Source organism: Rhizobium sp. P2_G2 (genome assembly GCF_056403555.1).
Genome location: NZ_JBFUFF010000040.1, coordinates 14,375 through 35,895 on the forward strand (window position 1 = coordinate 14,375; position 21,521 = coordinate 35,895).

The following is a 21,521-nucleotide window of genomic DNA, read 5'->3' on the forward strand; positions in this document are numbered from 1 at the left end:
GGAGGAGGACAGATGGCGGAACAGGCTGACAGACAACAGGCCGCCCGGCTCGCAGACCTCGAGGAGAGCCCGATCAGGCCGCTGAACGCGTCGGAAATCAAGTCCGTCAACGCCGATCTCAAGGATTGGGCGAAGACGGAGCCAGTGATCGCCGCGCTGCTTGCCGACGGCGGTCCGATGAAGGATTTTGTCACCGCCGCTTTCACTCTGTCGCCCTTCATCCGCGATATCGCCCGTATCAGTCCGCCGCTGCTCGCCGAGGCGCTGCAGAGCGATCTGCGCACGCTCCTCGGTGACGTTATCAATCATGTCCGGGCCAGTTGGACCGCGGCGAGCGAAGCCGAGCTGATGACGCTGTTGCGTAAGGCCAAGCGTCGGGCCGCCTTCCTGATCGCGCTCGGCGACCTCAGCCAGTTGATCGACGGTTCGGAAGCCACCCGTTGGTTGACCGATCTCGCCGAGGCAAGCGTCGCTGCCGCGATCGACCATTTGCTGCTCGCCGCCCATCACGGCGGCAAGCTCGTGCTCAAGGACGAGTCGCAACCGTCGCAAGGCTCCGGATTGATCGTGCTTGGCATGGGTAAGCTGGGCGGCCGCGAACTCAATTATTCTTCCGACATCGATGTCGTCGTGTTCTATGAGCCGGACGCCGAGATTCTCATCGACCCCGAGGACGGAACGGAAACCTTTGCCCGTATCCTTCGCCGCTTCATCCGTATCATGCAGGACCGTACCGGCGATGGCTACGTTTTCCGCACTGATCTGCGCCTCAGGCCGGACCCCGGCTCCACCCCACTCGCCATCCCCGTCGAGGCGGCGATGATCTATTATGAGGGCAGGGGACAGAACTGGGAGCGTGCCGCCTTCATCAAGGCGCGGCCGATCGCCGGCGACCTTGTGGCCGGTGAACAGTTTTTGCGCGAGCTCGTCCCTTTCGTCTTCCGCAAATATCTCGACTATGCCGCGATCGCTGACATCCACTCGATCAAGCGGCAGATCCACGTTCACAAAGGGCATGGCGAGATCGCCGTGAAGGGCCATAACGTCAAACTCGGCCGCGGCGGCATCCGCGAGATCGAATTCTTCGTCCAGACGCAGCAATTGATTGCCGGTGGCCGCATGCCGGAGCTCAGGACCAAGAGCACCGAAATTGCGCTGGTGGAATTGGAAGATGCGAAATGGATCGACAAGACGACGCGGATCGAGCTGACCGAGGCCTATTGGTTCCTGCGTTCCGTCGAGCATCGCATCCAGATGGTCAATGACGAGCAGACGCACAGCCTGCCGGCCACGGAAGCCGAATTGAAGCGCATCGCCTTCATGCTCGGCTTCGCCGATACGGCGTCCTTCTCGCAGCGGCTGACGTCGACGCTGAAGACCGTGGAACGGCGTTATGCGCGGCTGTTCGAACAGGAAAGCAAGCTCTCGTCGGACACCGGAAATCTCGTCTTCACCGGCCAGAAGGACGACCCCGACACGCTGGAAACGCTTGCTCGCCTTGGCTTTCAGCGCCCCTCCGATATGTCCCGGGTCATTCGCGGCTGGCACTATGGCCGCTATCGCGCCACCCAATCGGTCGAAGCGCGCGAGCGGCTGACCGAACTCATGCCGGAACTGCTGCGTATCTTCGGCCAAAGCCGTAGAGCGGACGAGGCGCTGCTTGCCTTCGACCGCTTCATCGCGGGCTTGCCGGCCGGCATTCAGCTGTTTTCGCTGCTTTCCTCCAACCCGTCTCTGCTTTCTCTGCTCGTCACCATCATGTCGGCGGCGCCGAAACTGGCAGAGATCATTTCCGCCAAGCCGCATGTCTTCGACGGCATGCTCGACCCGGCGCTGATTTCCGAACTGCCGACCCGCGGATATCTCGAGGAGCGGCTCACCACCTTCCTAGAAAGCGCCACCCATTTCGAGGACAAGCTTGACCGGTTGCGCATCTTCGCCTTCGAGCAGAAATTCCTGATCGGCATCCGCCTGCTGACAGCGGTGATCGAAGGTCGTGACGCGGCTCGCGCCTTCACCGATCTCGCCGATCTCGTCATCGTCGAAGCGCTCGCCGCCGTCCGCTCCGAACTAGAAGCGGTGCACGGCAAATATCCCGGCGTCGTCGTCGCCGTGATCGGCATGGGCAAGCTCGGCAGCCGCGAAATGACCGCAGGCTCGGATGTCGATCTGATCCTGCTCTACGACTATGATGACGAGGCGCTGGAATCGGATGGTCCGAAGCCGATCGACGCCAATCGCTATTTCTCCCGCATGACGCAGCGCTTGATCGCAGCGCTCTCCGCGCCGACGGCCGAAGGCGTGCTTTATGAAGTCGACATGCGGCTCAGGCCCTCTGGCAACAAGGGGCCGGTCGCCACGCGGCTGCGCACTTTCCGCAAATATCAGTTCGAGGAGGCCTGGACCTGGGAGCACATGGCGCTGACCCGGGCTCGCGCTGTCGCCGGTGACGAGGGGTTTGCCGGCGAGGCGGAGACAATCATCGCCGCGGTGCTAGACCAGGTGCGCGAGCCGAAGAAGGTCGCCCGCGACGTCGCCGAGATGCGCGACATGATCGACAAGGAAAAGCCCCCGAAAAATATCTGGGACGTCAAGCTGATCCATGGGGGATTGGTCGATATCGAATTCATCGCCCAGCACATATCGCTTCTCGCCCCACTCAAGGGATTCGACGCCGCCGGCCATGATGCCAACACCGAAGCGACGTTAAAACGTCTCGGTCCGGAATTCCTGGACTCTGCTGATCTCGACACTGTGCTGTGCGCACTTGAGCTCTATTCAAGCATTGCCCAGGTGGCACGGCTCTGCATCGACGGTCCCTTCGATCCCGAGGACGCGCCGGAAGGCCTGAATGAACTGCTCTGCCGGATCACTGACCTGCCGGACCTCGTCGTCCTCGAAGGCGAGATCAAGCGCTGCTCCGAGGCTGTGCGGAGGATTTTCAGGTCGACCGTCTCGCGCTGATCACATCACGAGGAATTCGAACTGATCCATGGTCAGTTTCGGCGCGCCGTCGATATGCGCGAGCAAAACCTGGTGCTCGTGCAGGGCGTTGTTTTCATCTCTGCTGTAGACGTCCATGAGCACAGAACCGGTCGAGTGGTCATAGGTGACAAAACGCCCGTATTTGTTGTTCTTGTCTGCCTGATCGAAATCACTGCGACTGAAGAAGCGACCGCTGTCGTAGGAGACATAATCGTTGATCGCACTGCCGCTACCCTGAACCCCGTCGCCATAGGCATTGTCCGGCGCGCGTGCAAACGTATCCTCGACGTCGAGAAAGGTCGCGTACTGGTCCGAGCGGATGATGATGGCGATCTTGTCCTGATGAGCGTTGAAGTCGGTCACCTCGGTATATTGATACGCGCCCTGGAAATGGAAGGCGAACACGTCGGCGCCATTGCCGCCGCTGACGGTGTTGTAGCCGGCGCCGGCGCTGAGATAGTCGTTGCCGTTGTCGCCGGACAGCGTGTCGTTGCCGTCCTGCGAAAAGATATAGTCATCGCCGCTCATGCCGTGGACATTGGCCGTGCCACTGCTGCAGATCGTTTCCATATTGTTAGTGCCGGCGATCTGCTGCTTGTCACTTGTCGATCCGACAGAGTAGATGATTTCCTCGACACCTGAGACCTTCATCACATTGGTCGCGGACTGCAGCATCGAAATCCGGGTGGCCGGCGTGATGTCGACGATCAGCGTGTCGAAATCGCTGCCGCCATCGATCGAGCTGCCGCGGGCAGGTGAGGCGCGGAGATTGCTGAGATTGACGGAGAAGCCGCTGATCAGGTCGTTGTCGGCGCCGGCTGAAATGCTGTCGCTGCCCCCTTGGCCGCCGTAAATCAGGTCGGCGCCGCGATTGCCCAGGATCGTGTCATCCGTCCCGGTACCGATCAGCGTATCGGAATAGCTCGACCCGAAAAGCTTCATGTGTCATCCTCAAATCAAGGCTGTTTAGCGTTGCCCAGCGGCATGTCGGCTGGCAAACCTCGACTTTGGAATGTGGATGAAGAGTCCTAATGTTCTGTAAACCGGAATCCAGCGATCCCGCTCGGTTTCCCGCATCGCTTGCCTTGGCACAGGCTGCAGCCTCGGATCGGCAGCCACCACCCGTCCTCAGATCCGGACCACGATGATTGTGCCCTTGCCCTCGCGCGAGTAGATTTTCATCTCGCCGCCATGGAGCTGCGTCAGCGAGCGGGAGATCGCCAGGCCGAGGCCCGAACCGCCCTGGCTCTTGGCATACTGGCTCTGCACCTGCTCGAAGGGCTGGCCGATCTTGTGCATGGCGGCCTTGGGGATGCCTATGCCGGTATCGGCTATGGTCAGGCAAATGCCGTCGGAGAGCTTCTTTGCCCGGACGATCACCCGGCCCTCGGGATTGGTGAATTTCACCGCATTAGAGAGCAGGTTGATGAGGATCTGTTTCATCGCGCGTCGGTCGGCGGAAAGCGTCAGGTCGCCGATGATCTTCTGCTCGACGGAAATGTTCTTGCGCTGCGCTGTCACGGCGATGAACCGCAGGCTTTCCTCGATCAGCACCGCCAGATTGGTCGGCTCACTCTCCAGTTTGAGATGCCCCGCTTCGATCTTCGACATGTCGAGAATGTCGCTGATGACGTTGAGCAGGTGCTTGCCGCTATCGTGGATGTCGCAGGAATATTCAAAATATTTGTCGCTGCCGAGCGGCCCGAACATCTGGTTCTGCAGGATTTCGGAGAAGCCGAGGATGGCGTTGAGCGGTGTCCTGAGCTCATGCGACATGTTGGCGAGGAATTCGGACTTGGCGCGGTTGGCGGCCTCTGCGCGTTCCTTTTCCGCCTGATAGGCAGCATTGGCGCTGGAAAGCTCGGCCTTCTGCCGCTCGAGTTTCATCCGAGAGGCCGAGAGATCGCCGATGGTGGCCATCAGGCGGCGTTCGGACTCGCGCAGCCGCTCCTGGTGGCGCTTCATCAGCGTGATATCGGTGCCAACAGAGACGAGACCGCCGTCATGGGTGCGGCGTTCGTTGATCTGCAGCCAGCGGCCGTCGGCAAGCTGCACTTCCATCGTCTGCGACTGGTGCTGGCCAGGATCGGGGTCGGCGAGCCGGCGCTCGATCACCGGCCGTGACGCGGCCGCGTAGACGATCATGCGTTCCGCGCCCGGCACCAGCGCATTGTCCGGCAGACCATAGGCTTGCTGGTAGTGCGAATTGCACATCACCAGCCGATCATTCTTGTCCCAGAGCACGAAGGCTTCGGAGGTGGATTCGATGGCATCCGCCAATCGCTGGTCAGCCTCGGCATAGCGCTGGGCGAGCTTGTGCTGCTCGGTCACGTCCATGGCGATGCCGATCAGATGCGCCCGCCGCGACGGTGAGCGGAGAATCTGCGCACGGGCGCGCAGCCAGACATAGTGGCCCGACGCATGACGCATGCGGAAAACCTGGTCGACCTGCATCAGGTCGCCGCGGGCAATGCCGCGCGCCAGCGCATAGATCGACTTGTCGTCTGGGTGCATCAGCCGCGCCATGTCGCCGAAGGAGAGCACGCCGTCGCGCGGCGCCATGCCGAGCATCTCGTACATCGACCGCGACCAGAAAAGCCGCCCATCGGTCATGTCGAAGTCCCAGAGACCGCAGCGACCGCGCGACAGCGCCGATTCTACCCGCATATTGGATTCGACAAACACCTCGTCGGCATCCCGCGCCCGCTTGGCCTGGGTGTAATAAGCATAGAGAACGACCAGGATGATCGCCGAAATACCGGTGAACAGGGTGACGTTGAGCGAGATTTCCTCGCGCCAGTGATCGGCGATCGCCGTCGTCGGCTTCATCGTCAACACGAAACCGGCTTTGCTTTCCAGCGGAATGAAGGAGACGAAATTCTCCATTCCGGCGATCATCAGCTTGCGCACCGGGTCGGTGTCGGACGGGTCCGCATAGAGGTCGGGCGCGATGCTCGGCAGATAACGGCCCTTGTAGAACTCGCTGTTTGCCGAAGCGGCGATGACGAAGCCGGTGGCATCGGCAACCAGGATCGCCATGTCCGGCCGGGCGTCGTCCTGCGGCAGAACGGAACGGATCAGCGCTTCGAGCGACGGTTCATTGCCATGATCGAGGAAAGTCGGGTGCGCGCCAAGCCGGCCGGACACCGCCGAGGCCGTAAGATGCGTTTCGCTCATGGACGCCTGTTCCATGCGGCTGGTCTCGCCATAGATACCGAAACCACGCGCAATCGCCACCACGAGCAGGAAAAGCGTGATCAGGATCGGTATGGAGCGCTTCAACAGCGGTTCGGCCCGCGCGATTTCCATCGCACCGGGCGAAATGAAACGGATCGCCTTCGCGCGAAAGCCGCGTTCCAGCCCGGACAATCCCTGAAAGCCGTGCCTGAGCCGGCTGCCGGTCACGCTTCCCCGCCGCGTATCCGTCATCTCTTCCGCCTTGATTCTTTTGCCGATTCGAGGCGCCGCTCGCCCGAATCAACGATAATGAATCATCGACGAATCACCTTGTCCAGAGTTCGCGTTTAACGCTTTTTTAAGGGTTTCAAATGACTCACATATTTTTTTGAACGCAAGCTCCAGTCATGCCGGCGCCAGGACAATAGTGGCCGGCGATGTGGACCGAGCATGGTGGCGCGGTCGTCAGCCCCAGCCGATCGACCTGAAATAGTCCGGAACCCGGTCCAGAGTTGGAAAGGTCCGGCCGGGACTGTAGTCGGCGGGCGGCTTGCGCCCGGTTCCCCGGTCGATCCAGATGCAACGGAATCCCATATCCCGGGCCGCGACCAGATCGAGATGCGGGCTGGCGCAGATATGAATGACCTTGTCCTTGGTGACGCCGATGGCGCGATGCGCATATTCGAAGATGTGCGGCGACGGCTTGTACCAGGTTGCCTGCTGCGCAGTGATCACCCGGTCGATATGCCCGCCCATCTGCGCGACATTTCCGGCGATGACGTCATCGTCGGTATTGGAGACGATGCAGAGCTTGAAGCCCATGGCCTTCAGGTCGGCGAGCGCGGCGACAACCTCGGGAAAGGGCGGCATTCTTGAAATGCCCGATGTCAGCACTCTGGCGTCATCGGCACGGCCCGGCAGCCCAAGCTCCACCAATGCCGATTGCAAGCCTGCCGCGGCCACCGATTTGAATGAGCGGTGCGGCTTCTCCGATTCCAGCTGATGCTCATATTTGTCGTAAACATGGATCAGCGTCGCGGCGTCCACCGCGTGACCGGGATATTTCGCCAGRATGGCATTGACGGCGGCAAGCAGGCCCTCATCCCACTGGATGAGGGTTCCATAGCAGTCGAATGTCAGCCATTCAGGTTTCGAACCGGGAAACTCCATCGGCGATCACCTCTCACGCCTCTCCGGAAGCGGCAGGATTGCGGGCGAAAGGGCACCGACTGGTCGGGAGCCCTCACGCGCTATGCCTTCAGCATCCGATCGATCAAATCCCGCACATCCGTCGACAGCGGCGCCGAACGTTCGATCGTCATCAGCGCGGCCTTGGCATGGCCGGCGCGTACCGGTTCCAGCGAGTGCCACGAGCGCATCGATGTCAGGATGCGCGCTGCGACCTGCGGATTGCGCTTGTCGATGGCGACGATCTGCTCGGCCAGGAACTGATAGCCGGCGCCGTCGGCGCGGTTGAAACCGGTCGGGTTCGACATGGCGAAAGCACCGATCAGCGAGCGCAAGCGGTTCGGATTGTTGGGCGCGAAATGTGGGCTCGACATCAGCGTCTGCACACGGCCGAGCGTTGCCGCAGCCGGTACGGTTGCCTGGATCGTGAACCACTTGTCGAGCACCAGCGGATTGCTGCGGAAGCGCGCCTCGAAGCCATCGATCGCGCCGACTGCAGCGTCGCTGTCGGGGAAACGATGCGCCAGCACCAGCAGCGCATGCGCCAGTTCCGTCATGTTGTCGGCAGACTCGAACAACTGGGTAGCGCGCTCCGGCCCCCTATCGCTGTAGGACAGCCAGGTCAGCGCCGCATTGCGCAGCGCCCGCCGGCCGGCACTGGCCGAGTCCGGATTGAACGCGCCCTCGCTCTTCAGCGAAGCATGGAGACCGGCGAGCGGTTCGGCGATGGCGCCGGCGACCGAACGCAAGATGCCGTCACGCGCCGCATGCACCGTATCGGTATTGATGTCGCTGCCGATCTCGCGGGCAATATCGGCCTCGGAAGGCAGAGCCAGCGCCTGCGCTCGGAAGGCGGGCTCCAGCGCGTCATTGACGGCGGTGGCGGAGAGGATCGAGATAAGCTGCGCGCTCGCCTCAGCCTGGCCGCCAGCCTCGATCGATTTCACCGCCGCCAGCAGGTCGCGCATCGCCAGCAGATTGATCGCCTGCCAGCGCGAAAACAGGTCGCCGTCATGCCGGGCGATATGGACGATATCTTCCGGCGATTGATCGAAATGCAGGTTGATCGGCGACGAAAAGCTGCGGTTTAGTGACAGCACCGGCCGCGAGGCAATGCCTTCGAAGGTGAAGGTCTGGCTGCGCTCGGTGAGATGCAGCACGCCCTCGGCGAACTCGCCGCCGGCAACCGCTGTGGGAACCGCCTCGTTGCCGTTGTCGAGCAGCAGGCCCATGGCGAGCGGGATGTGCATCGGCTGCTTGGTCGGCTGACCCGGCGTCGGCGGGATCATCTGCTCCAGCGACAGTTTCAGGCTCTTTTCGGCGGCGTCATAGGCGGCAGAGACCGACACCAGCGGCGTGCCCGACTGGTTGTACCAGAGCGAGAACTGGCTGAGGTCGCGGCCACTGACATCCTCAAAGCATTTGACGAAATCTTCGATCGTCACGGCTTGGCCGTCATGCCGGTCGAAATAGAGGTCCATGCCCTTGCGGAATGTCGGCCGGCCCAGCAGGGTAGCGATCATCCGGGTGACTTCGGAGCCCTTTTCGTAGACGGTCGTGGTGTAGAAATTGTTGATCTCGCGATAGACCTGCGGCCGCACGGGATGGGCCAGCGGCCCGGCGTCCTCGGCAAACTGCTCGGATTTCAGATGCCGCACCTCGGCTATGCGCTTGACCGGACGCGAGCGCTGGTCGGCGGAGAATTCGTGGTCGCGGAAGACCGTCAGGCCTTCCTTCAGGCAGAGCTGGAACCAGTCGCGGCAGGTGATGCGATTGCCTGTCCAGTTGTGGAAATATTCATGCGCGACGATCGCTTCGATATTGGCATAATCCTGGTCGGTCGCGATTTCGGGGTCGGCAAGGATGTACTTGTCGTTGAAGACGTTGAGCCCCTTGTTCTCCATCGCCCCCATATTGAAGTCGGAGACGGCGACAATCATGAAGATGTCGAGATCATATTCGCGGCCGAAGGCTTCTTCGTCCCACTTCAACGAACGCTTGAGCGCATCCATGGCATAGGCCGCGCGCGGCTCCTTGCCGTGTTCGACATAGATGCGCAGCTTGACCTCGCGGTCGTTCATCGTCGTGAACGTGTCTTCGACCACGCCGAGATCCCCGGCCACCAGCGCGAACAGATAGCTCGGCTTGGGATGCGGATCGAACCAGACGGCGAAGCGCCGGCCATCGCCATAGTCGCCGCCGCCGAGGAAATTGCCGTTCGACAGCATGACCGGATTGGCGGTGCCATCGGCGATGATGGTGATCGTATAGACGCCCAGCACATCCGGACGGTCCATGAAATAGGTGATGCGGCGAAAGCCTTCCGCCTCGCACTGGGTGCAATAGGTGCCGTTGGTGCGATAGAGGCCCATCAGCTTGGTGTTGGCTTCGGGATCGAGAATGGTTTCGACGGTCACTTCGAAGGTGACGCCGGTCGGCAGGTTGTGGATGACGAGTTGCCTGGCATCCACCACATATTGGCTTTCGTCGATCGCAATGCCATCGATCGCCACGGCTTTGAGCGTCAGTTCGTCGCCATCGAGGATCAGCGGCGCGTCCGCGGCCGCGCCGTCGCGGCGATGCATGAGCGAGCGCTGGATGACGAGCGTCTGCCTGGGGTCGAGCTCGAAGGTGAGATCCACCCGCTCCAGGATGAAATCGGTCGGGCGATAGTCTGCCAGATGGATGATCTGGCCGGCGTTGGCTTCCATGGCGCTTCCTGAATTGGCAAATGCCAATTTTCTGAGTTAGACGATTTCTCCCCGCGCCATTCCGCGTCTCTTTCGAAGCCGAAACAACGCCAATTTCCGGCGGCAACATATCCACCGTCCACTGAATATTTGTTTAAACTGTTCCAATTCAGCACGTCAAACGCGATTTCGCGTAACAATCAGCAACGATGGGCTGGCGGAGTGTGAAATACAATAGGCTCAGCCTCGATTTTGCGGGTTTTGGGCGGTTGCCGGGAAGCGGTGAATTCAGCATCGAGGATTGCATCTTTCGCTGGCCCCAACACGCCAAAGCCTCTAAGTTACACTGGATTCCCCATGCTTTGCCTACGCGGATGCCCTGATGGATAAGACGATCGCCAACCCCCTGCGTGGCATTGCCATGAAGGTCTGCTCGATCGTGCTGTTCGTCTGCATGTCGTCGCTGATCAAGCTCGGCGGCGAGGGGCTGGCGACGGGGCAGATCACTTTCTTCCGTTCGTTCTTTGCCATGTTTCCGATCATCGGCTGGCTGGCGCTGAGCGGCCGGCTGAACGGTTCGTTCCGCACCGCCAATCCCATCGGCCATTTCTACCGCGGCTTCATCGGCGTCAGTTCGATGGCGCTTGGCTTCTTCGGCATCGTCCACCTGCCGCTGCCGGAATATATTGCCATCGGTTATGCCCAGCCGCTGTTTGCCGTCGTGGCCGGCTGGCTGCTGCTCAGCGAAGTGGTGCGGCGCTATCGCTGGACGGCGGTCGCGATCGGCTTTATCGGCGTGGTGATCATCCTCTGGCCGCGGCTCCATGCGATCCGAAGCGGCACGCTCGGGCTGGGAGGCTCGCTCGGTGCGCTTGCTGTGCTAGCCGGAGCGGCACTTTCAGCGATCGCCATGGTGCATGTGCGGCAACTGGTGCGGACCGAGAACACGCCGATCATCGTACTTTATTTCTCGCTGTCATCGAGTTGCTTTTCGTTGCTGACGTTACCGTTCGGCTGGGTCGGGATGAGTCTGGCCTCAGCCGGGCTGTTGATTGCCGCGGGCTTCTTCGGCGGCGTCGGGCAGATCTTGCTGACGGAGAGCTATCGCTACGCGGACGTCTCCGCCGTGGCGCCGTTCGAATATACCTCGATTATCTGGGGCACGATTTCCGGCTATCTGCTGTTCAACGAACTGCCGGATGAGACACTGATCCTCGGCACCGCAATCGTCATCGGCTCGGGCATTTACATCATCCATCGTGAGCACCAGCGGCGCAGAGAATTGCTGGCAGCAACCGGGATTGTGAGTCCTATCGCACCGGACGCTTGAGGATGCGCCAGCCCGCATAGCCGCCATAAAACACGAACCCGGCCGCCAGCAGCAGCGGCAGGCCGCGGGCGCCGGCCATGGAAATTGCCGGGCCGGCGAGCAGCGGACCGACGATGACACCGAGCCCGTAGAGGACCGTGATGCCGCTCGAAATCCGCACATATTCACCTGGGCTTGCCATGTCGTTGGCATGCGCCACATTGATCGCATAGATCGGATAGATCACAGCGCCTGCGAAGAAGCCCGCGACATAGAGCGTGAATTCGTGGTGTCCGTCGAGCGTCGCCATCCAGAGCGTGGCAGCAACGCCGATCACGGCTGAGAGCACCATGACCAGCCGCCGGTCGATGAAATCGGAGAGCCGCCCAAGCGGAAACTGCGCCGCCATCGAGCCGAGCGTCACGGCGGCAATGATATTGGCGCCTCCGGTTTCGGAGAGGCCCGCCATCCGGGCGTAGACGACCGAGAAATTCAGCCAGGCCGCCGCGATGATGCCGGCAAGGAAGGTGCCGACAAAGGCGACCGGCGAACGCCGCCACAGTCCCGTCAGATCGAAGCCCACTTCCGTTGGCAGCGACGGCGACGATGCGGCCGAAAGCGAGATCGGAAAGATGCCGATGCAGAGCAGGATCGAAGCGATGATGAACAGGCTCGCCGTCATTGCGTCACCCCAGGCAGCGATATAGGGGCCGGCGATCGAGCCGGTCATTGCCACGAACATGTAGACCGAGAACATGAAGCCGCGATATTCGTTTTCCGACTTCTCGTTGATCCAGCTCTCCATGATCATGTAGCCGCCGGCAATGCCGAAGCCGAACAGGCCGCGGAAGAACATCCAGGCATAGGGGTTGGTCACCAGCGCACAGAGCAGCACCGAGATCGACATCAGCGCGATATAGGCGGCAAACACCCGCACATGGCCGGTGCGGCGGATGAATTTCGGCGTGATGAAGGACGAGAGCGTATAGCCCAGTGAATAGACGGCGCCGATCAGCGACAGGTCATAGGCCGTCCAGCCTTCGGCCATGGCGCGCAACTGCACGACATAGCTGGCGACACCGAAACCCGTCATGACGATGAAGATCGACAGCAACAAGGCGGAGACGGCGCGCAGGCTCTCGATCACGGGCACTTTCCTTTTGCGAAGCACCCTATCTTTACCTGATTGGCGCCGCCGTTCTATAATCCGGATATGACGAATGACAGATCAAATTGCGACAAGCAGACTATTCCCACCTACCAGATCCGGGCACATTTCAACGACGAGACGATCAGGGTCTACCAGGCCTACAGGGACGACATCGCCGACACCGCGCTCGCCAACGGCACATTCATCTCGCCGCCGTTCAGCATGAACCGGATGACCTGGATAAAACCGTCCTTCCTCTGGATGATGTATCGCTCCGGCTGGGCGCAGAAAGATCCAGGCCAGAACCGCATCCTCGCCATCGACATCACCCGCGATGGCTTCCAATGGGCACTCGACCATGCCGTGCTCAGCCATTGCCCGGAACATATGACACATGAGGAGTGGCGTGCACGCAAGGATGCCTCGCAAGTGGTGATCCAATGGGACCCGGAGCGCGATCTCCTGCACCGGCCGCTGCAGCATCGCACGCTTCAGATCGGTCTCAGCCCTGCGGCGGTGCAGCTTTATGTGAATGAATGGATCAGGAAGATCACGGATGTTACGGAACTTGCGATGAGAATGGGTGAAATGGTCAAGGCTGGGCGGTTGGACGAGGCGCGGGATTTGCTTCCCGAAGAGGCTCCGTACGCGGCAAGAATCGGCGACACCATAAAAATCCACTCGGAGAATGCTTCAGTTTAGGCCGATGCGGGCGTCGGCTGAAAAACGCCCGCGTCAACACCTTCTCCTTTCAGATAGTAGTGGCACAGGACCACTGACACGAGCGTCATGGCAAGCGACTGAACCAGGAAATTGGCCGCAATGATCGCCAGGTTGACCGGAGAGAGTGCGCCGCTTTCGATCACTGCGAGATCGGAGTGCAGCGCGAAGGCCAGAATGATGCTCGAGACTATCGCCAAACATGGCGCCAGAATAGATGGCGCTACCCAGGCGAGGATACGGAAGAAATATCGTAAGCCTCGCTTCACCGCCGCCTGCAAGCTCGTATTTTGGCGATATATTGAAGCCGGCATCCAAGTTCCGGCGATGCTTAGAGAAAGTATGAAGAGCGTAACAAAGACACAGGCGTACCGCACAACGTCGTAATCTGAAGGCATTGGGCCATTCTGCGAGCCGGATCGAGTCCAGATCAGGATCGGGATCGCAAAAATCATCGGTACGAATGTCAGCGCAAGTCCCTTTAGCACGAAACCGACAAAACCGCGATCGTAGGTTTTAGCAGCATCGCGATCGGTGAATTTTGCGCCGAACAATGCTGTGCGATGCACATAACGGGCAAAGAACAGCCATAATATCCCGGTGCCCGCGTTGTTACCGGATCCGATCACGCCAGCGTCACTGAGAGCGCTAAGCACCAGCAAAATCACCACAAAGAATAAATAGACCCACCAATTCGCGGCGATGATGGATACTGTTTTGGAAAGCAACGCATGGTCTCCCAAAAAGGGCGAGATATTAAGTACCTTCGGTCTCAGCAGTTGTCCACTGTGTCCGCCTACGACAACATCCGCCCCTCTTTTCGTTGCGTGCTACGAAACGGAACTGGTGGCGACAATCGGGCAACTCATGAAGGTCGCAGCGCCCGGCGCAGCTCCGTCCGAGATGCTGTACGGATAGAGCACATCCTTCCTATCAGCGCCAAGGCCATTAGTCCTGGACCGCAACAGGAACCACGGGAAGGGCAACGGTGCCAATGCCCTCCGCTTGCAGATAGTATTTCGTCAGAACGAAGGCGTAAACGATCATCAAAAAGGCACTCAAGGCCGCTTCCACAACGTAGAAAAGGTAGTCGACCACGAATTGATCCCAGCGGTCCATTTGCCAGTGCCGGCCAAGCGCCAATAGCCCATAAGGCAACGCGAATAACACGCACCGCCAGATCAAAGTGTAGAAAACGAGACGAATGAAAACAGGCAGAAATGTCTTGTTGCCGCGTACCGCGGCCGCGAGAAAGCGGGGGTTGACCTGATGGACCGCGGCTGGCAGCCAAGTTCCCAAATAGCTGAGGATGTAGCAAAGGCTGAGACTAAAAATTGCGTCGCCGAGAGGGTCAATTTCTGAATTCGAAATGGTGCCATTGTATCCGATCAGCAGGCTGGCTGTTGCGAACCCCCTCAAAAAAAGTGCAGTAACGATCAGCGAGGCCGCCTTCATCGCAAGCGTGAACCCGTCGACATTCGGCCGCGCGCCCAATTGGTTGCCGTAGAGAGCGGCTTCATATGCTTTAACTGCAAGCTGAGTCATCAATACCGGCATAAAGAAAAATGCCAGCATTGCGCCCATGAGTTGTGGGAGGTTTAAAAATACACCAGACGCAAGGACTATAGAGGTAAAAAGCAACCAATTTTCGCGGGCAACACCCACACCTTTCGAAACCATGAGCCCCCCTTCCGAGCCGATGGTTTCCACCTAGGCGTTTATTGATGCATTGTCCACTGCGTCTCATCCTCGCGTTCTCCGATCAGCGCCAGGCCATGCGCAATCGACAGCAATTCGCCGCCGCTCTCGATCTTGCTTGCATCGAACCGGTTCTCGAAAATCCGCCGCACCGCCGGCACGAAGGACGTGCCGCCGGTCAGGAACACCTTGTCGATTGCTGTTGCAGCGAGACCGGTTTTTTCCAGTACGTCGTCGAGCGCACCTTCCATCGCCCTGAGATCATCGGCAATCCAGGTCTCGAAATCCGCCCGCCGCAGCGTTCGCCGGCTCCTTTCGCCGAGCGGCGCGAAATAGAACTCGGTCTCTTCGGCCAGCGATAGCCGCATCTTCGCCGCCGAGACCGCCTGGTACAGCGGATAGCCTTCGTCATGCTCGACGAGATCGATGAAGGTTTCGAGTTTTTCCGGTTCGAGCGCAGTCCGAACCAGTCCCTTCAACTCCTGGAAATCCCTCAGCGTCTTGAAGATCGACAGCTGGTTCCAGCGGCCGAAATTGGCATAGTAATTCGACGGCACTTCGAGGATTTTGTCAAAGCTCTTGAAATGGCTGCCTTTGCCGATCTGCGGCGACACCAGGTTGTCGATGATGCGATAGTCGAACTGGTCGCCCGCCACGCCCACACCGGAATGGCCGACCGGCACGGCGCTCAACTTGCCGCCCTGCCATTCGAAACGGATGATCGAATAGTCCGTCGTGCCGCCGCCGAAATCGGCGACCAGCACGGTCGCGTCGCGTTTGAGCTGTTCGGCGAAATAAAAGGCCGCCGCCACCGGCTCATAGACGAAATGCACTTGCGGAAAACCGAAGCGCGACAGAGCCTTGTTATAGCGATCGAGCGCCAGCGCCTCGTCCGGGCTGGCGCCTGCGAATTTCACCGGCCGGCCGACGACGATGCGATGAAAATCCTTGCCCCAGTCCGACCCGGCATAGCTCGACAGCCGGCGGAGAAACGTCTCCATCAGGTCTTCGAAGGCAAAACGCTTGGCAAAGACAAGCGTGCCCTGGAACAGCGCGCTCGCCGCGAATGTCTTGATCGATTGCAGAAAGCGGCAATCGCCGGGATTGTCGATGAACTGCTGGATCGCCGCGGCACCTGCTTCGACATCCAGCTTCGAGGCGCCAAGGCGGCCATCTTTCATGAAGGAGAGACAGGTGCGCATGCTGTCGGAATGGCCGGCGGCGCTTTCAAATCCGATCGAGTGGGTGCCGTCGCCGCCGCGGACGGCGAGCACGGTATTGGTCGTGCCGAAATCGAGGCCGAGAGCGCTGGCCATGGCAAGTCTCCGTTTGTGACTGGAGCATATCCCCCGAACGTGGTTGCCGGTTTCGGGGCAGGGACATGCGCAAAAGCAAGTAGCCAAAGCATCGGTCGCGAATCTGGAAATCGCGGCGCGCTTCGGCGATGTGTGTGATCAATGCTGCGTCGCAGCAAGCAAGGCGCGCCTCATGCCACAGGAAGAGGCGAATGGCAACGCCTCATCGCCGCTGTCGGTCTGAACGCTCCGGCTTTAACCCTATCTGTCCTTTGGTATCAGGACGCAGGGAAGGAGGCATGGAAATGTCAGCGCCTGACGCGCCGGCCGATCAGGAAAACGACGATGCCGGCGACCGCCAGCAAGGCGCCGCGCCAAATCCATGGCGATTGGTTGATCATCGGGCTTGACGCCGGATAGGGGAAGACACCCGAGCCCTGGCCTATCCAGACGAGGCCCATCAGGAAGGCCAGTAGGCCAATAATGATGAGAATGATCCCGATTGCCCGCACGACGTCGTCCTCCAATATCGATGCGGCTAGTCATAAGCCTTGCGTCCTTGAATTCAATCGGCGGACCGCTCACATTTCCGCGACGTTCCACTTCTGTGCCCGATGCTACGAAAGAGTTGAACCCGTTGACGCAATGCTTATTGCAGAGGGACTTCAATGGCTGCTCGTTCCAGGCTAGATGCGGTCGCTGACGGTTTCCGCGAGGGCGGACATCATGAGCATAAAGCCTTCCCGCCGAACTGTGCTCATGGCGACGGGTCGACCTGGGAGCTGGAACGGGTCGGAGCTTCGGAAAAATGCGCGTCCATCGGCGAAAGGCCGCCGGGATTGGGTTCAGTCAGACAGCCGTAGAGTTCCGGGCGACGGCCGCGTATCCAGCGCTGGCCCGTGCATTTATCGAGCAGGCCAAGATCGAGTTCTGCACTCACCATTGCGTCGGCAGCCTGCCAAGTCTCGACGATGATCCGGCCATAGGGGTCCAAAATCATCGCATTGCCGGTGCGAACCTCGTCCTCGTCCAGGCCGACCCCGTTGCTGAAGACCAGGAACATGCCGTTGTCATGCGCGCGCGACGGCAGCCAGCGCATGAACCATTCCCGGCCATTCGGACCTCGGAATTCGGCTTCGATGGCGTCAGGATTGTCATGGCGGTTCAGCCATTTCTCGACCGGTATTCTCTTCAGGCCATGCGGGCTGGCGGAATGGCCGCCGCCCGCCTGATGCGGTGCGATCAGAATTTCCGCGCCGAGCAGGGCCGTTGCACGTGCATTTTCGACGAGATTATTGTCCCAGCAGATCAGGATACCCGCCCGGATACCCCAGGGCGTATCGAAAACCGTAAACCTGTCGCCGCTGGAAATCAGGCGATGCTCCCAGGCATGCAGTTTGCGATGGCAGTGAATCTGTCCGTCGGGCATGCAGACCGCATAGCTATTGTACAGCGCCTGATTTTCGCCGCGCTCCAACAGGCCGACGCCGATCGCAATGCCTTTTTCCCGCGCCAGGGCTGCAACGAAAGACACTGAGGGGCCGGAGAGCGGTTCGGCCAGCGCCTGCAGATCCGCGCCCTCGAGCTTCGGAACGTGCCAGTAGCCGCAGATGCACATCTCAGGAAAGACCACGAGATGGCTGCCCGCCTCGATGGCCTCCTGCGTGAAATGGACGATGCGCGAGAGATTATAGGCCTTGTCGTTAGCCCGATGCTGAAATTGCACGGAAGAGACTTTGAATGCCATGGCGATTGCTCCTGATCGATCCGGAGCGATTTGACCATAAGGGTATCGTTTCGTAAAATGGCATTTTCGACAGAAATTATTCGATAATCGAATGGAACTGAAGCTACTCCGCTCCTTCATCCAACTGATCGATACCGGCCATTATGGCAAGGCATCGGCAAAGCTGTTCGTCACCCAGTCGACGTTGTCCAAGCAGATACAGGCGCTGGAATCAGCCGTTGGTGGCCCGTTGTTCGAACGCGGTCGACATGGCGCGAAGCTCACACCTTTGGGCGAACTGCTGCAGCAGGAAGCGCGCGCTCTCCTGCGCCTCGGTGATGACATCGACATCAAGATGCAGCGCGCGATTGCCGGCCTGGCCGGGTCGCTCGATATAGGATTCGGCATATCGACGCTCGTCGTGGCACCGCAGTTGATTGCCGGCTTCCACACGACGACGCCGGACAGCCAGATAACGCTCAATGACCTGCCGTCACGGGAACAGCATCAGCGACTGCTCGATGGCCGGCTTGACGTCGGCTTTTGTCGGGCGCCGGAAAAGGTCGGCGAATTGTCGTTCACACCTGTCCTCGAAGAGCGGCTGGCATTGGTGCTTCCGCACGATATGAAAATGCCGTGCCAAAATCGGCTGACGGCGCTGAACGATCTCGGCTTTGTCGCGCTTTCGCCGCTGCGTGGCCCGGGATTGGACGCGCAGATCAGCCGCTGGTGTTCCACGAACGATTTCAAGCCGCGCATCATCCAGTATGCCGACGATATCCTGACGGTTCATGCCGTTGTTGCCGCCGGGCTGGGGGCAGCATTTTTACCCTGGCACGGCGTCAACGCATTGGCGGGCCGCACGCGCCAGGAGCCTCTTTCAGGCCCGGAATCGGCTTGGCCTGTCGGACTTTGCTGGCTCAAGAGGAGCACGAACGCTCTGTTGAGCCGTTTTGTCGATTATGTATCGCGTTCGCGAGCATAATCATGCGGATATTATTTCCGCTTGGTTGTCGGTACCAAGACCCCGGGGTGGCGGGCGTCTGTTTCCGCAGCCCCCGCACTTGACCTGTCGGCCGACGTGGCCACGACGACTTAGCCTCAAAACCACATGAAAACGCCGCATCCCGGCTCGACAATTCCAGGCGGATTTGACAAAAGACCCGATGGAAAAGAGGTGGGGCGCGCGGCAGGTCTGCCGTGTGACAACGACAACAAGGTGTGACGATGAGCGAAATGGACCTTCCCGAGCGCGAAAGCATGGAATTCGACGTGGTGATCGTCGGTGCGGGTCCGGCCGGATTGTCGGCCGCCATCCGGCTGAAACAGGTCAATCCCGAACTCTCCGTGGTCGTGCTCGAAAAGGGCGCTGAAGTCGGCGCCCATATCCTCTCCGGCGCTGTTGTAGACCCGATCGGCATCGACCGCCTGTTGCCCGGCTGGCGCGAAGAGGAAGGCCATCCCTTCAAGACGCCGGTGACCGACGACCATTTCCTCTTCCTCGGCCCGGCCGGTTCGATCCGCCTGCCGAATTTCATGATGCCGCCGCTGATGAGCAATCACGGCAATTACATCGTCTCGCTCGGCAATGTCTGTCGCTGGCTCGCCACCAAGGCCGAAGAGCTCGGCGTCGAAATCTATCCCGGCTTTGCCGCCACTGAATTGCTGTTCAACGAAGTCGGCGCCGTCAAGGGTGTCGCCACCGGTGACATGGGCATCGAGAAGAACGGTGAACCCGGCCCGAATTTCGCCCGCGGCATGGAACTGCTCGGCAAATACGTGCTGATCGGCGAGGGCGTCCGTGGTTCGCTGGCCAAGCAGCTGATCGCCAAATACAAGCTCTCCGAAGGCCGTGACGTGCAGAAATTCGGCATCGGCATCAAGGAGCTCTGGCAGGTCAAGCCGGAGAACCACAAGCCTGGCCTGGTGCAGCATTCTTTCGGCTGGCCGCTCGACATGCGCACCGGCGGCGGTTCCTTCCTCTATCATCTCGAGGACAATCTCGTTGCCGTCGGCTTCGTCATGCACCTCAATTACAAGAATCCCTGGCTCTACCCGTTCGAAGAGTTCCAGCGCTTCAAGACGCATCCGGCGATCCGCGGCACGTTCGAGGGCGGTAAGCGGCTGGTCTATGGCGCTCGCGCCATCACAGAGGGCGGCTATCAATCGGTGCCGAAGGTCTCCTTCCCGGGCGGCGCGCTGATCGGCTGTTCCGCCGGCTTCGTCAACGTGCCGCGCATCAAGGGCAGCCACAATGCGGTGCTCTCCGGCATGCTGGCGGCCGACAAGATTGCTGCGGCAATCGAGGCGGGTCGCGCCAATGACGAGCCGGTCGAGATCGAAAACGAATGGCGCAAGACTGACATCGGCAAGGATCTGAAGCGCGTCCGCAACGTCAAGCCGCTGTGGTCGAAATTCGGCACTCTGGTCGGCATCGGCCTCGGCGGCCTGGACATGTGGACCAACCAGCTGTTCGGCTTCTCCTTCTTCGGCACGCTGAAGCATGGCAAGACCGACGCGCAAGCACTGGAGCCGGCTGCGAACCACAATAAGATCGTCTATCCGAAGCCCGATGGTGTCCTGACCTTCGACCGGCTGTCCTCGGTGTTCCTGTCGAACACCAACCATGAGGAAAATGAGCCTGTCCACTTACAGGTCAAGGATATGGGCCTGCAGAAATCCTCCGAACTCGGCGTTTATGGTGGCCCTTCGAGCCGCTACTGTCCGGCCGGCGTCTATGAATGGGTGGAGAAGGACGGCCAGCAGGTCTACGTGATCAATTCGCAGAACTGCGTCCATTGCAAGACCTGCGACATCAAGGACCCCAACCAGAACATCAACTGGGTGCCGCCGCAGGGCGGTGAGGGGCCGGTCTATCCGAATATGTGATTATTAGTGGAGATAGGCAGGCATCGCGACGCCGAGCGATTGCGCCGCTGCGTGAAGTCTTTTGTCGCGTGTCCAGAGTTTGTGTGCCGGGGAAAGAAAGACGGACGCCAGCAGATGAGCGTCTACATAGCCGACACCTATGCCGAACAGGTTCTTGCCACGGATCATGAGGCGGACTTCGGGATCGTCCGCCACGCTTATCGCTGGCAGATCCGTTAGCGTTTCCATGACGTTGTCGTATCTGTGAATATGTCCAAGCGACAATTCACCGATAACGAATGGATGGATGATGACATTTTCTGCATCAAGCAAGGCTTGCAGATCATCATCGCCTGACCGGAAATGATCGACCCAAATGGAAGTGTCGACAAGGATCATTCCGGATCCACTGGAGCAAAACGTCGTCTGGGTGGAGCTTTAAGATCAGGCTCGCTACCCCCAAGCTGGGCTAGGCGCCTGGCGGCTTCCCGTTGGACAAGCGCCTCCAGTGCTACCCTGATCAAAGTCGGCGTTTCCACGAGCCCTGTATATTTACGTGCTTTTTCAAGCAACTCATCATCGATGGTTACAGTCGTTCGCATTTCAAATCTCCTTGGCATCAAAAATAGCATCATTTGATGTTATTTTCAATGCGCCCCCACGACTGGACACCTGCCGTGAAAACCTGTTCTCCTGCACCAAACCTGCCGATTCC

Annotated in this window: 17 protein-coding genes; 5 read left to right on the top strand and 12 right to left on the bottom strand. The window is 59.9% G+C overall.

Going from position 1 to position 21,521, the window contains the following annotated elements:
* The first annotated feature begins 12 nt into the window (after positions 1-12).
* Positions 13-2,964, top strand: a complete 2,952-nt coding sequence (locus AC1D06_RS24200; protein WP_477988356.1) for a bifunctional [glutamine synthetase] adenylyltransferase/[glutamine synthetase]-adenylyl-L-tyrosine phosphorylase — start codon at positions 13-15, stop codon at positions 2,962-2,964.
* On the opposite strand, the gene AC1D06_RS24205 is transcribed toward AC1D06_RS24200, so the two are convergent.
* The 4 genes from AC1D06_RS24205 to pepN form a co-directional block, all read right to left on the bottom strand.
* Complete coding sequence (locus AC1D06_RS24205; protein ID WP_477874426.1) at positions 2,965-3,927, bottom strand: calcium-binding protein; 963 nt, start codon at positions 3,925-3,927, stop codon at positions 2,965-2,967. It abuts the gene before it with no gap.
* Positions 3,928-4,113: 186 nt separating this feature from the next.
* On the bottom strand, positions 4,114-6,414 hold the full coding sequence (locus AC1D06_RS24210; RefSeq protein WP_477874428.1) for a sensor histidine kinase: 2,301 nt from the start codon (positions 6,412-6,414) through the stop codon (positions 4,114-4,116).
* 213 nt (positions 6,415-6,627) lie between these two features.
* Positions 6,628-7,332, bottom strand: coding sequence for a haloacid dehalogenase type II (locus AC1D06_RS24215; RefSeq protein WP_477988357.1), 705 nt, complete (start codon positions 7,330-7,332; stop codon positions 6,628-6,630).
* An 80-nt stretch (positions 7,333-7,412) separates the two neighbouring features.
* On the bottom strand, positions 7,413-10,061 hold the full coding sequence (pepN, locus tag AC1D06_RS24220) for an aminopeptidase N (protein ID WP_477988358.1): 2,649 nt from the start codon (positions 10,059-10,061) through the stop codon (positions 7,413-7,415).
* Between the two features lie 361 nt (positions 10,062-10,422).
* Between pepN and AC1D06_RS24225 the strand changes: the two genes are divergently transcribed.
* Entirely contained in the window at positions 10,423-11,370 is a 948-nt protein-coding gene (locus AC1D06_RS24225; RefSeq protein ID WP_477988359.1) for a DMT family transporter, read from the top strand.
* Here AC1D06_RS24225 and AC1D06_RS24230 read toward each other — a convergent pair.
* Positions 11,351-12,496 carry an MFS transporter gene (locus tag AC1D06_RS24230; RefSeq protein ID WP_477988360.1) on the bottom strand — a complete coding sequence of 382 codons (1,146 nt, stop codon included), beginning with the start codon at positions 12,494-12,496 and terminating at the stop codon, positions 11,351-11,353. The genes AC1D06_RS24225 and AC1D06_RS24230 overlap by 20 nt on opposite strands.
* Positions 12,497-12,562: 66 nt before the next feature.
* Here AC1D06_RS24230 and AC1D06_RS24235 point away from each other — a divergent pair, with 66 nt between their 5' ends.
* On the top strand, positions 12,563-13,201 hold the full coding sequence (locus AC1D06_RS24235) for a DUF4291 domain-containing protein (RefSeq protein WP_477988361.1): 639 nt from the start codon (positions 12,563-12,565) through the stop codon (positions 13,199-13,201).
* Here AC1D06_RS24235 and AC1D06_RS24240 read toward each other — a convergent pair.
* The 5 genes from AC1D06_RS24240 to AC1D06_RS24260 all read right to left on the bottom strand — a co-directional run bounded on the left by AC1D06_RS24240 (position 13,198) and on the right by AC1D06_RS24260 (position 17,959).
* Positions 13,198-13,947: a hypothetical protein gene (locus tag AC1D06_RS24240; protein WP_477988362.1), complete on the bottom strand. Its 750-nt coding sequence runs from the start codon at positions 13,945-13,947 to the stop codon at positions 13,198-13,200. The two genes, AC1D06_RS24235 and AC1D06_RS24240, sit on opposite strands and share 4 nt — an antisense overlap.
* Positions 13,948-14,167: 220 nt before the next feature.
* On the bottom strand, positions 14,168-14,899 hold the full coding sequence (locus AC1D06_RS24245) for a hypothetical protein (RefSeq protein WP_477988363.1): 732 nt from the start codon (positions 14,897-14,899) through the stop codon (positions 14,168-14,170).
* 38 nt (positions 14,900-14,937) lie between these two features.
* The gene (locus AC1D06_RS24250) at positions 14,938-16,233 is read right to left on the bottom strand and encodes an Hsp70 family protein (protein ID WP_477988364.1); all 1,296 of its coding nucleotides are present in this window, start codon (positions 16,231-16,233) and stop codon (positions 14,938-14,940) included.
* 287 nt (positions 16,234-16,520) lie between these two features.
* A complete protein-coding gene (locus AC1D06_RS24255) occupies positions 16,521-16,724 on the bottom strand; it encodes a hypothetical protein (protein WP_477874444.1) in 204 nt (67 codons plus the stop codon).
* Positions 16,725-16,969: 245 nt separating this feature from the next.
* Positions 16,970-17,959, bottom strand: coding sequence for a nitrilase family protein (locus AC1D06_RS24260; protein WP_477988366.1), 990 nt, complete (start codon positions 17,957-17,959; stop codon positions 16,970-16,972).
* Between the two features lie 91 nt (positions 17,960-18,050).
* Between AC1D06_RS24260 and AC1D06_RS24265 the strand changes: the two genes are divergently transcribed.
* On the top strand, positions 18,051-18,923 hold the full coding sequence (locus AC1D06_RS24265) for a LysR family transcriptional regulator (RefSeq protein WP_477988367.1): 873 nt from the start codon (positions 18,051-18,053) through the stop codon (positions 18,921-18,923).
* A 242-nt stretch (positions 18,924-19,165) separates the two neighbouring features.
* Positions 19,166-20,827 (top strand): electron transfer flavoprotein-ubiquinone oxidoreductase, encoded by a 1,662-nt coding sequence (locus AC1D06_RS24270; protein ID WP_477988368.1) that lies wholly within the window; start codon positions 19,166-19,168, stop codon positions 20,825-20,827.
* A gap of 3 nt (positions 20,828-20,830) precedes the next feature.
* Here the strand turns inward: AC1D06_RS24270 and AC1D06_RS24275 are convergent, their stop codons facing one another.
* On the bottom strand, positions 20,831-21,205 hold the full coding sequence (locus tag AC1D06_RS24275; RefSeq protein WP_477988369.1) for a type II toxin-antitoxin system VapC family toxin: 375 nt from the start codon (positions 21,203-21,205) through the stop codon (positions 20,831-20,833).
* Positions 21,202-21,441 (bottom strand): type II toxin-antitoxin system VapB family antitoxin, encoded by a 240-nt coding sequence (locus AC1D06_RS24280; RefSeq protein ID WP_477988370.1) that lies wholly within the window; start codon positions 21,439-21,441, stop codon positions 21,202-21,204. The genes AC1D06_RS24275 and AC1D06_RS24280 overlap by 4 nt, the downstream gene beginning before the upstream one ends.
* Positions 21,442-21,521 lie beyond the last annotated feature (80 nt).